We start from the raw sequence: 11025 nt of genomic DNA, 5'->3' as shown, positions 1-11025 counted from the left end.
GGCTTCTTTGTCGCGTGGAAGGGAAAGCCCGGCTCAATCCGTCGGCTGCTTGCTTTTCGGCACGACGTGGAGGTAGGGCAGGATGCGTTCGGCCATGTCGGCGGCCTGATGGACGCTGTCGGGACCGGAGCGCGACAGCGCGGTGCCCAGCGCGACGATCAGCGCCATCAGCCCGGTGGGGGAGCTGTGGCGCACGCCATGGTCGGCCCCGGCCAGCAGGGTGACGTCGGCCAGCGGCACGATCGGGCTATCCGGCGCGTCGGTCAGCGCGATGGCCTTCGCCCCATGCTCCCGGCACATCTGCAGATGCTCGATGGTCCGGCGTGAATAGCGCGGCGAGGTGATGGCGATCACCAGATCACCGGGCTTCATCGTCATCAGCCGGCGGATGGTGCGCTCGGTGCCCGCGAACTCGATGGCTTCGTGGACATTGTCGACATAGGGTTCCAGCACGTCGGCCAGGAACAGGGCGAGATAGGCGCTGTCGCCCAGGCCCAGAGCCACGACGCGGCCGGCCTCGCGGATCATGCGGATCGCCGCCTCGCACTGCTCCGGCTGCAGCAGATCCATGGTGCGGGTGATGTTGCCGGCGTCGCTGGCCAGCGATTCCCGCATGATCTCGGCATTGGAGGTGTCGCGCTGCACCGCGACGCGCAGCTTCTCCACCGGCGCGAAGGTGGATTCGAAGGCGCGCAGCAGATCCTCGCGGAACTCCGGAAAGCCGTCATAGCCGAGGAAGCGGGCATAGCGGTTGACCGACGCCACCGACACTTCCGCCGCCGCCGCCAACTCACCGATCTTCAGGGTCGCAGTGCGGAAGGGATAGGCCAGCGCCCACTCCCCCACCTTGGCGAGGGCGGCCGGAAGCTGCTGCTGGCAGTTCTGCATGCGGATCAGCAGCGATCCCGTCTGAATGGGCGACTCCATTCCCCCGAACCCCTTCGCAGCATCAGCACGGCCTCTATGTCGATAGAGTTACAGGATCGACATATTTCTGTAAATCCATTTTCACATAGTGGCGTATGCGATGGGCATGGGTCCGGGTGAGGGGCATTTCCGCAATGTTGGGGACGCAACCAGCCCCTACCGCGAACGGTCTCGAAGAAGCTGGTCGGACTGGTTCAGCCACTCTTCCAGCTTCTGCGGCCGGCCGGTGCGGATCGGCAGCGAAGCGGGGTCGGACTCCGCGGCCGACGGGATCGCCGCGGATTGCGGCGGGCGGTCCAGCGGCGCGCCGGCGCTGACGATGCCGCGGGCGTCGATCCGTGCCCGATAACGGCGGCCGTCCGCGGTGACGAATTCGCCCGGTCCGGTCGGGCGGTTGCGGTGGAACTGGCCGACATATTTGTTGCCGCTGGGGAAGGTGAGCGTGCCGAAGCCGGTCCGGCGGTCGTCCTTCCACTCCCCCTCATACACGCGCCCGTCGGGCCAGACATGGGTCGCCTGCCCCGAAACCAGCCCGTCGCGGAAAGTTCCGTCGAGGCGGCGGCCGTCGCGCCAGGCGACGAGGGCCTGCCCTTCCAGCCGCCCGTCGACCAGCGTGCCCTCAACCTGCCCGTCATAGCGGCCGTCGTAGGACCAACTCAGCACGCCGGGACCGCTCGCCCAGCCGTTCGGGCAGGCCCCGGACCAGCGGATGGTCTTGCGGCGGTCGGGATACTGGTCCCAAACCTGGCAGTCGGATCCCTGAACCGTCACCGCCCGTTCCGCCAGGGCGGACGCCGGCAGAATTGCCGACAGGACGGCAGCGAGACAGGGCGGCAGAAGGGCGGCACGGGCGGGCATGGACGCCACCTTTCGCGCGGTAGGTTGGGGCTGCACCCTCCAACCGCCCCGCCCGGATTCGGTTCCGGCCCCGCCATTTCACACGTCGCTACGCCCTTCCTTATCGTTTGTTAACGATGTTTGCCGCAATCATCGCGCATTGTTGGAATCGCGCATCATGAAGGGTAGCAATGGCTCAGAAGGTTCGTGAGGACTACCGGACCCTCACCGGCCCGGAAAAGGCCGCCATCATGATGCTGGCGCTGGGCGAGGAGCATTCGTCCAAGCTGTTCTCGCTGATGGACGACGAGGAGATCAAGGAACTGTCCCAGGTGATGGCGAACCTGGGCACGGTGTCGGCCAACCTGATCGAGCGCCTGTTCGTCGAGTTCGCCGAACAGATGTCGTCGAGCGGCACCGTGGTCGGCTCCTTCGATTCGACCGAGCGGCTGCTGCTGAAGACCCTGCCGAAGGACAAGGTCGACCAGATCATGGAGGATATCCGTGGTCCGGCCGGCCGCACGATGTGGGACAAGCTGACCAACGTGAACGAGTCGGTGCTGTCCAACTATCTGAAGAACGAGTATCCGCAGACCGTCGCCGTCGTCCTGTCCAAGATCCGCTCCGACCATGCCGGCCGCGTCCTGGCGCAGCTGCCGGAAAGCTTCGCCATGGAAGTCATCATGCGCATGCTGCGGATGGAGGCGGTGCAGAAGGAGGTTCTGGACGATGTCGAGCGCACCCTGCGCACGGAGTTCATGACCAACCTCGCCCGCACCAGCCGGCGCGACAGCCACGAGATGCTGGCGGAGATCTTCAACGGTCTGGACCGCACCACCGAGCACCGCTTCATGGCCGCCCTGGAGGAACGCAACCGCGACAGCGCCGAGCGCATCAAGTCGCTGATGTTCACCTTCGAGGATCTGTCGAAGCTCGACCCCACCGGCGTCCAGACGATGCTGCGCACGGTCGACAAGCAGAAGCTCGGCACCGCGCTGAAGGGCGCCTCGGAGTCGCTGAAGGATCTGTTCTTCTCCAACATGTCCGAGCGTGCGGCGAAGATCCTGCGCGAGGACATGGCGGCCATGGGTCCGGTGCGCGTCCGCGACGTGGACGAGGCGCAGATGTACATGGTCCAGCTGGCGAAGGACCTTGCCGCCCGCGGCGAACTGGTCCTGGCCGAAGGCAGCGGCGAGAACGAGCTGATCTACTGACCGGCGGATGCGTTGCAGCCAATAAGCGGCGGGCAGCGCTGACTTTTTTTCCCGCATTCCTCACAGGAGATTTGACGGAAGGTCCGGAACGGTGAACCTTTGGAGTCCGAAGCAGGGCGGGATCAGGGGGGCGGCCGGGCCGGTGATGCGGCTTCCGCTCCCGTCCGACCGGCCATAAGGCCGGCGGGTGCCGCATCGGCCAACAACAGGGAGCTTCCGAACATCATGACCGCTGACACGCTGCAATCCCGTCTCACCCGCCGGATCGCCGGTCCGGTGGTCGCCAGCCTGCTCGGCCTCGGCGTCGTCGCCGCCGGGCCGCTGGCCGCCGCGGCCGAGACCTGGGACATGCCGACCCCCTATCCGGACACGAACCTGCACACCGTCGTGGTGAAGCAGTTCGCCGACGACGTGAAGGCGGCCACCAACGGCAAGATCAGCATCACCGTCCACACCAACGGCTCGCTGATCCGCCATCCGGAGATCAAGCGCGCGGTCCAGTCCGGTCAGGCCCAGCTGGGCGAGGTGCTGATCAGCTCCTGGGCGAACGAGGATCCGCTCTACGGCCTCGATTCCGTTCCCTTCCTCGCCACCGACTTCAAGGCCGCGCACAAGCTGTACGACGTCTCCAAGCCCTTTCTGGAGAAGAAGCTGGAGCGCCAGCGCCTGAAGCTGCTCTATTCGATCCCGTGGCCGCCGCAGGGCCTGTATGTGAAGGACGAGATCCAGTCGGTCGAGGGGCTGAAGGGCCAGAAGTTCCGCGCCTACAACCCGGCCACCACCCGCATCGCCGAACTGTCCGGCGCCATCCCGGTGAAGATCGAGGCGGCGGAGGTCGCGCAGGCCTTCGGCACCGGCATCGTCACCGCGATGATCACCTCGGCCGCCACCGGCGTCGACACCAAGGCCTGGGACTTCGTGAAGGTCTATTACGACGTCCAGGCCTGGCTGCCGCGCAACATGGTGTTCGTCAATTCCGAAGTCTGGAAGGGTCTGGACGCCAACACCCAGAAGGCGATCCAGGACGCCGCGGCGAAGGCCGAGGCCAAGGGCTGGGCCGAGTGGGAGAAGAAGACGGCCGAGCTGAACAAGACAATGTCGGACAACGGCATGAAGGTGCTGCCGCCGTCCGACAAGCTGAAGGAAGGCCTGTCCGCCATCGGCAAGACGATGACCGAGGAATGGATCAAGTCGGCCGGCGCCGACGGCGAGGCCATCATCGCGGCCTATCGCAAGTAAAGCGCAGGGAACCCGGCCGGCAGCCATCAGCAAGGGCGGCCGGCCGGGCCTCTCCATTCCTGACGCCCCTTCGTCACGACCGACCGCAGGAGGTGGTTGCGCCATGCGCACCGCACTGTCCATCCTTTACCGAACCGCCGAGATTCTGGGCGCGGTTTCGCTCGCCGCCATTGCCGTCCTGATCGTGACCCAGGTGGCGAGCCGCCTGTTCGACCGAATGGTGCCGGGCGCCGACGAGCTGGCGGGCTACTGCATGGCCGCGTCCTTCTTCCTCATGCTGGGGCCGGCGCTGCGCCGCGGTGCCCATATCCGCGTCGGCGTGCTGGTGGAGCGGCTGAACGGTCCCGCCCGCCGCGTCATGGAGCTGCTGTGCCTGGGCTTCGCCACCGCGCTCAGCGCCTATTTCGCCTGGTACTGGGTGCGCATGACCTATGATTCCTACGATTTCGGCGACCTCAGCCAGGGCGTGCTGCCGATCCCGCTGTGGATCCCGCAGGCGCTGATGGCGGCGGGGCTGGTGGTGCTGGTCATCGCCTTGATCGACGATCTGCTGGCCGTGCTGCAGGGGCGCGACGCCTCCTACCAGCATGCCGGCATGCAGAGCGAGGGCTGAGCGATGGACGAGACGACCGCATCCATCGTCGTCGTCGTGACGATGTTCCTGATGCTGGGGGCCGGCGTCTGGGTGGCGCTGGCGCTGGCTGGCGTCGGCTTCGTCGCCATGGCGCTGTTCACCGCAAGGCCGGTCGGCATGGTGATGGCGACCAACGTGTGGGGCGCCAGCACCTCCTGGACGCTGACCGCCCTGCCCCTGTTCATCTGGATGGGCGAGATCCTGTTCCGCACCCGCATCTCGTCCGACATGTTCAAGGGGCTGGCGCCCTGGACCGGCTGGCTGCCCGGCCGGCTGATGCATGTGAACATCATCGGCTGCTCGATCTTCGCCGCGGTGTCCGGCTCGTCCGCCGCCACCGCCGCCACCATCGGCCGCATGACCATTCCGGAGCTGAACCGGCGCGGCTACGACCCGATGATGACCTTGGGGTCGCTGGCGGGGGCCGGCACGCTGGGGCTGCTGATCCCGCCGTCGATCATCATGATCGTCTATGGCGTGGCCGCCGACGTGTCGATCGCCCGGCTGTTCATCGCCGGCGTCATTCCCGGCATCGTGCTGACCGGGCTGTTCATGCTGTATGTCGGCGGCTGGTCGCTGCTGAACCCCGGCCGGGTCCCGCCGCCGGAGGCGTCTCAGAGCTTCGCCGAAAAGATCCGCGACACCGGCGCGCTGATCCCGGTCATGCTGCTGATCGCGGCGGTGCTGGGCTCCATCTATGTCGGCATCGCCACCCCGACGGAGGCGGCGGGCATCGGCGTGCTGGGCTCTCTGGTGCTGGCCCTGGTGACCGGCACGCTGAACTGGACGACCTTCCGTGACAGCCTGTTCGGTGCCGCCCACACCTCCTGCATGATCGGCTTCATCCTGGCCGGCGCGGCCTTCCTGACGGTGGCGATGGGCTATACCGGCATCCCGCGCCTACTGGCGGAGTGGATCACCACCATGCAGCTGTCGCCGGCGGCGCTGCTGGTGGCGCTGACCGCCTTCTTCGTCGTGATGGGCTGCTTCCTCGACGGCATCTCGATGGTGGTGCTGACCACCTCGGTGATCCTGCCGATGGTCCAGCAGGCGGGGATCGACCTTCTGTGGTTCGGCATCTACATCATCATCGTGGTGGAGATGGCGCAGATCACCCCGCCGGTGGGCTTCAACCTGTTCGTGCTGCAGGCGATGACCGGCAAGGACATCTTCACCATCGGCAAGGCCAGCATGCCCTTCTTCCTGCTGATGGTGGTGATGGTGGTCCTGCTGTGGGTGTTCCCCGGCATGGTGTCCTGGCTGCCGTCGATGATGATCGGGTAACGAGGAAAACGTGCAAGTCCGCTTCACCAGCGCCGGCGACACCGCCTTCAACGTCGAGTTCGGCGAGACCATCGACCGGGCGACCAACGCCCGCGTCATGGCCCTGCACGCCCGACTGAAGGCCGCGCCGCCGCCGGGACTGGTGGAAACGGTGCCGACCTTCCGCTCGCTGCTGGTGGTCTATGATCCCGTCACGACCAGCCGCCGCCAGATGCAGGCGGCAGTCGAGGCGGCGCTGGCCGGCAGCGACGCCGCCCCGGCGGAAGGCCGGTTGTGGCGCCTGCCCGTCTGCTACGACCCCGACCTCGGCCCCGATCTGGCGGAACTGTGCGACACGCTGGGCCTGACGGCGGAGCGGGTGGCGGAGTTGCACGGATCGGTCGAGTATTTCGTCTACATGCTGGGCTTCATGCCGGGCTTCGGCTACATGGGCGATCTGCCGGCCGAGCTGGAACGGTCGCGCCGGACCGAGCCGCGGGTGCGGGTGCCGGCCGGTTCCGTCGCCATCGCCGGGCGACTGACCACCGTCTATCCCTGGGAAAGTCCCGGCGGCTGGCACCTGATCGGTCGCTGCCCGGTGCCGCTCTATGACGGTGACCGGCCCGATCCGGTGCTGCTGGCGGCCGGCGACCGGGTGCGCTTCGACGCGGTAGACCGCGCCACCTTCGACGCCATCGCCGAGGCGGCAAGCGCCGGCCGCTTCGACCCCGCCGGCCTGAGGGCCGCATGATGGCCGCCTGTCTCACGGTGGTCCGGCAGGGCCTGTTCGCGACGATCCAGGATTTGGGCCGCTTCGGCTATCAGGAGCTGGGCATGCCAGTGGCCGGGGCGCTCGACCCGGTGGCGCTGCGGCTGGCCAATGCGCTGGTCGGCAATCCTCAGGGAACCGCCGGGCTGGAGATTGCCCTGCTCGGCCCTGCGCTGCGGGTCGATACGCCCACCGTCCGCATCGCCGCCGTCGGACCGCTGGCCCTGACACTGGAGCGCGAGGGAGATGCCCCGCAGCCGCTCGCCCCGCACCGCAGCCACACCCTGCGGCAGGGCGACGTTCTGCGGCTGGGCGCGGTGGACGGCGCCTCCGTCGCCTATCTGGCGGTTGCCGGCGGTTTCGCGCTGGCGCCGGTGATGGGCAGCCTGTCCACCTATGTGCGCGCCGGCATCGGTCCGCTCGGCGGGCGGCCGCTGGCCGAGGGCGACCGGTTGCCGCTGGTCTGCGACAGCGCCCCGGACGCTTCGGATGTCGAACTGCCGCAGCCGCCCGACTATGGCGCCGGCCCGCTACGCGTCATGTTGGGACCGCAGGAGGACCGCTTCACCGAAGCCGCGATCGACAGCTTCCTGTCGGCGACCTACCGCGTCGGCAAACAGGCCGACCGCATGGGACTGCGGTTGGAGGGGCCGGCGCTGGCGCATCGGGGAAGCGCCGACATTCCGTCCGACGGGCTGGTCACCGGCTCCATTCAGGTGCCGGGCAACGGGCAGCCGATCCTGCTGCTGAACGACCACCAGACCGCCGGCGGCTATGCCAAGATCGCCACGGTGATCTCCGCCGACCTGCCCCGCGCCGGCCGCCTGCGCCCCGGCGACAGCCTGTCCTTCCAGGCGGTGACGGTGGAGGAGGCCGAAGCGATCCGCCGCCGCCAGGAACAGGCGATCGCCGGCTGGATCCGCGCCATCCGCCCGGTGCGCCCCACCGGCGGCGTCGACCTGGAGGCGCTCTATGCGGAGAACCTGATCTCCGGCACCGTCGACATCGTGAACGGCGGCAGCGACATCCCCCTGCTGTGATGCCCCCTGGTGTAACGGGCACCCGCCGGGGACGGCTCAGACACCGACGATCTGCAAGCCGCCGCTGGGCAGGGTGAAGGGCTGCGAGCTGGCGAGTTCCCTCACCACGCCGCTGTCCACATCCATGCGGAACAGGGCACCGGCCTGGGTGGAGTCCGTCGCGCTGAAATACAGCTGGTCGCCGACCGCATCCACGCCGGTGGGCTGAGTCCAGGTCGTACGATGGGTCTTGTCGGTGACCATCCGCGTGCCGGCCTCGGTGCCGTCGGTTCTCCACAGGGCGTTGCCATGCACGCCGTCATCCGCGGTGAAGAACAGCCTGTGATCGGCGACGGTCAGGTTTCCAATGGCGGCGCTGGCGCTGCCGGGCGCAATGTCCTTGACCATGTGGGTTCCCTGCGCCGTCCCGTCCGAGAACCAGAGTTCGTAGCCGGTCTGCTCGGTGCGGGTATTGAAGACGACGTTGTCGTCGACGGCAAGGAACTGATTGGGACCGGAAAGACCAGCTGGTGGGAACGTCTTGACCAGGACCGTGCCCTTGGGTGTACCGTCGCTCTTCCACAGATCGTTGCCGCTGTTGAAGAACAGCGTATCTTCGGCGGCGACCAGAGACACCGTGCGCCCGATCCTCACATTCTCACCAAGACCTTCCAGCAGCTTGACCGTGCCCTTCTCCGTCCCGTCGGTCACCCACAGCTGGCTGTAGGAGCCGGTGCCGTTCCAGGCCATCAGGAACAGCCGGTCGCCGACCGCCGTAAGATGATGGGGCAAAATCGGCACAGGGACCGGCGGATCGAATCCCCCGGCATAGAAATCCTTCACCAGAACCGTCCCGGCTGCCGTTCCATCCGACCGCCACAGCGCCCTGCCATGCTCGCTGTCGGTGGCGGAGAAGAACAGCTCGTCCCCCACCGCCGTCAGATCGCCCGGCGAGGAACCGGCCGGTCTGTCGCTGATGTCCTTGACCATGTGCGTCCCGGCGGCGGTGCCGTCGCTGACCCACAACTCCGCTCCGTGCTGGCCGTCGTCCGCCTGGAAGAACAGCTTGCCATCCGCGACGGTGAACGCCGTCGGCGACGAGCCCGTCGCCCCCGGATTGATATCGGCCACCATGTGTGTCCCGCCCGCCGTTCCGTCGGTCGTCCACACTTCGCGGCCATGCACCCCGTCATCCGCGCTGAAATACACACGCTTGCCCAGTCGGACCAATTCCCGCGGGTCCGACGAGGCCGCACCCGGAGCGATGTCCCGCAGAAGGAAAGTCCGGTGGCCGTCCGTTCCCCACAGCTCATCGCCATGACCCGTGTCCACGGCCGCGAAGACGGCATCGGCCCGGACATGGCTGGTCTTGAGCAGCAGATTGTCGGCGCTCAGGTCGTCCCGTGTCAGCCCCATCAGCTTGACCCCGTCGCGCGGCCCGAAATCGAGGACCAGCCCGTCGCGATCCTGATGGGAATGGGCCAGCACATCCTCCAGGCTGCCGATGCCGCCCCAGCCCCGCAGGTCCAGCAGGTCGCCGCCCGCACCGCCCTGGAAATCGCCGATGCAGTCCCAACCGTCACCGGGCTTGAGGACGAAACGGTCACTGCCGCCATCGCCTTCCATATAATCGTTGCCGCGATTGCCGGTGATCGTGTCGTCCCCGCTGCCGCCGAACAGAAGATCGCGATGCGGGCCGCCCGTGATCCGCCGACCGGACACGCCGTGATTCTGCGCCTGATCCCACGCCATGACCGCACCCTCCCAATGGTGCCGACGCGGATGGCATCGGCAGGGTGTCTATATTATACGGTTCTCATGTGTGCATTCTGCATGTGCACGCAGCCAGTGATCCATCGCTCCGCGCCGCTACCCCGGTTCGGCCGGGGACATCCCCGTATCGTCCGAAAGAAAGTACGGCGGACGCTTCACTCCGCAGCCGGCACCGGCTCCTTCACGCCGCTTTCCCGATGGCGGCAGACCCGGTCCCGGCCGCCCTGCTTGGCGCGGTAGAGCGCCATGTCGGCCGCCTTGATCATGGCGTCGGCCCGGCCGATGTCGGGGGTCAGGGTCGACAGGCCGATGCTGACGGTCACATGCAGGATCGTGCCGTCCTGCGGAATGCTCATGTCGCGGACGGCGCAGCGCAGGCGTTCGGCGAGTTGAAACGCCCCATCGCCCGGCGCATTGGGCAGCAGGATGGCGAACTCCTCGCCGCCGAAACGGGCGACGAGGTCGCTCTGCCGCACGCTGCACTGGAGCAGACGGCTGAGCGCCACCAGCACGGCGTCGCCGGCATCGTGCCCGCGGCTGTCGTTGACCTCCTTGAAATGGTCGATGTCAAGCATCAGGAGCGACACCGGCGTGTCGTGGCGCAGCGCGCTGGCCACGGCCCGGTCGATGAAAGCGAAGAAGGCCCGGCGGTTGGCCAGTCCGGTCAGCGGATCGCTCAACGCCGCGTTGCGCAGCACATGCTCGGTGTCGACGCGGCGGCGTTCGCGCGCCAGCATCGTGCCCAGCAGCAGGATGCCCGCCATCGTGAACAGGGCGACGGGAATCCCACCTTCGATCAAGACCGGCAGCGCGACCTCCCACGGCAGCACGAAGATGCTGAGGGGGTGGAACGACGCAACCGGGCCGAGGATGAGCAGCGGTCTGGTGTTTCGCCACTCCGCATCCGGCACCAGCCGCCGGAGTAGCAGACCGACCGACGCCGCCAGCAGGATCCCGAGCACCCCCGGAAGCGTCCCGGCGCCGCCGATCGCGATGCGGACCGCCGACACGATCCCGGCGGCGAGCACGGCGGCCAGCGGTCCACCGAAGGGAGCGGCCAACGCGACCGGCACCGCCTTCACGTCCAGAAAAACGCCGGGGGAGATGGGAACCGATTGCAGCATGGCGGCCACCCCGCCGAGGCCGAACAGCAGCCCCAGGCAAAGCTGCCGGACCCGGGGCCGTTCCTCCATCCGATACAGGATCGTCCCGTAAACGAGCGTCACCAGCGCCAGCAGCCCGACACCGCCCGCGAGTGCCGTTGCGATCGTCGTCGTGGCGCTGGGTTCCTCCACCTGCCGCTCCCCTTCGAACCGCCGGGTTGCCGACCTTCAGGCATCCATCTTCGTG

Annotated in this window: 10 protein-coding genes; 6 read left to right on the top strand and 4 right to left on the bottom strand. The window is 67.6% G+C overall.

Translation table 11 applies throughout. From position 1 onward, the window contains the following. Nucleotides 1–33: 33 nt before the first annotated feature. Together M5E06_RS18440 and M5E06_RS18435 are read right to left on the bottom strand one after the other, a co-directional pair. Complete coding sequence (locus tag M5E06_RS18440; RefSeq protein WP_252139444.1) at nt 34–927, bottom strand: MurR/RpiR family transcriptional regulator; 894 nt, start codon at nt 925–927, stop codon at nt 34–36. 156 nt (nt 928–1083) lie between these two features. Then, nucleotides 1084–1785, bottom strand: coding sequence for an MORN repeat-containing protein (locus M5E06_RS18435; protein ID WP_252139443.1), 702 nt, complete (start codon nt 1783–1785; stop codon nt 1084–1086). 170 nt (nt 1786–1955) lie between these two features. On the opposite strand from M5E06_RS18435, the gene fliG reads away from it, so the two are divergent. From fliG to M5E06_RS18405, 6 genes are all read left to right on the top strand, one after another. Beyond that, complete coding sequence (gene fliG, locus M5E06_RS18430) at nt 1956–2978, top strand: flagellar motor switch protein FliG (RefSeq protein ID WP_085084489.1); 1023 nt, start codon at nt 1956–1958, stop codon at nt 2976–2978. Nucleotides 2979–3203: 225 nt separating this feature from the next. Next, a complete protein-coding gene (locus M5E06_RS18425) occupies nt 3204–4217 on the top strand; it encodes a TRAP transporter substrate-binding protein (protein WP_109152952.1) in 1014 nt (337 codons plus the stop codon). Between the two features lie 103 nt (nt 4218–4320). Next, nucleotides 4321–4830, top strand: a complete 510-nt coding sequence (locus tag M5E06_RS18420) for a TRAP transporter small permease (RefSeq protein ID WP_109152953.1) — start codon at nt 4321–4323, stop codon at nt 4828–4830. A gap of 3 nt (nt 4831–4833) precedes the next feature. Further along, entirely contained in the window at nt 4834–6135 is a 1302-nt protein-coding gene (locus M5E06_RS18415; protein WP_252139442.1) for a TRAP transporter large permease, read from the top strand. A 10-nt stretch (nt 6136–6145) separates the two neighbouring features. Further along, nucleotides 6146–6865, top strand: coding sequence for a 5-oxoprolinase subunit PxpB (gene pxpB / locus M5E06_RS18410; protein WP_252139441.1), 720 nt, complete (start codon nt 6146–6148; stop codon nt 6863–6865). Beyond that, nucleotides 6862–7923 carry a 5-oxoprolinase subunit C family protein gene (locus M5E06_RS18405; protein ID WP_252139440.1) on the top strand — a complete coding sequence of 354 codons (1062 nt, stop codon included), beginning with the start codon at nt 6862–6864 and terminating at the stop codon, nt 7921–7923. Before pxpB ends, M5E06_RS18405 begins: the two co-directional genes overlap by 4 nt. A gap of 36 nt (nt 7924–7959) precedes the next feature. Here M5E06_RS18405 and M5E06_RS18400 read toward each other — a convergent pair whose 3' ends face one another. Then, a complete protein-coding gene (locus M5E06_RS18400) occupies nt 7960–9654 on the bottom strand; it encodes an ELWxxDGT repeat protein (RefSeq protein WP_252139439.1) in 1695 nt (564 codons plus the stop codon). Between the two features lie 176 nt (nt 9655–9830). Continuing rightward, nucleotides 9831–10970, bottom strand: a complete 1140-nt coding sequence (locus M5E06_RS18395) for a GGDEF domain-containing protein (protein WP_252139438.1) — start codon at nt 10968–10970, stop codon at nt 9831–9833. Nucleotides 10971–11025: the final 55 nt, after the last annotated feature.

This window comes from Azospirillum sp. A1-3 (assembly GCF_023806445.1).
Taxonomy (GTDB): domain Bacteria; phylum Pseudomonadota; class Alphaproteobacteria; order Azospirillales; family Azospirillaceae; genus Azospirillum.
This window is presented reverse-complemented; position numbering and strand designations above follow the sequence as displayed.

What these genes read in the sequence shown, in the direction of transcription:
- M5E06_RS18440 (WP_252139444.1), bottom strand. Translation starts at nt 927, where the DNA reads ATGGAGTCGCCCATTCAGACGGGATCGCTGCTGATCCGCATGCAGAAC.
- M5E06_RS18435 (WP_252139443.1), bottom strand. Translation starts at nt 1,785, where the DNA reads ATGCCCGCCCGTGCCGCCCTTCTGCCGCCCTGTCTCGCTGCCGTCCTG.
- fliG (WP_085084489.1), top strand. Translation starts at nt 1,956, where the DNA reads ATGGCTCAGAAGGTTCGTGAGGACTACCGGACCCTCACCGGCCCGGAA.
- M5E06_RS18425 (WP_109152952.1), top strand. Translation starts at nt 3,204, where the DNA reads ATGACCGCTGACACGCTGCAATCCCGTCTCACCCGCCGGATCGCCGGT.
- M5E06_RS18420 (WP_109152953.1), top strand. Translation starts at nt 4,321, where the DNA reads ATGCGCACCGCACTGTCCATCCTTTACCGAACCGCCGAGATTCTGGGC.
- M5E06_RS18415 (WP_252139442.1), top strand. Translation starts at nt 4,834, where the DNA reads ATGGACGAGACGACCGCATCCATCGTCGTCGTCGTGACGATGTTCCTG.
- M5E06_RS18405 (WP_252139440.1), top strand. Translation starts at nt 6,862, where the DNA reads ATGATGGCCGCCTGTCTCACGGTGGTCCGGCAGGGCCTGTTCGCGACG.
- M5E06_RS18400 (WP_252139439.1), bottom strand. Translation starts at nt 9,654, where the DNA reads ATGGCGTGGGATCAGGCGCAGAATCACGGCGTGTCCGGTCGGCGGATC.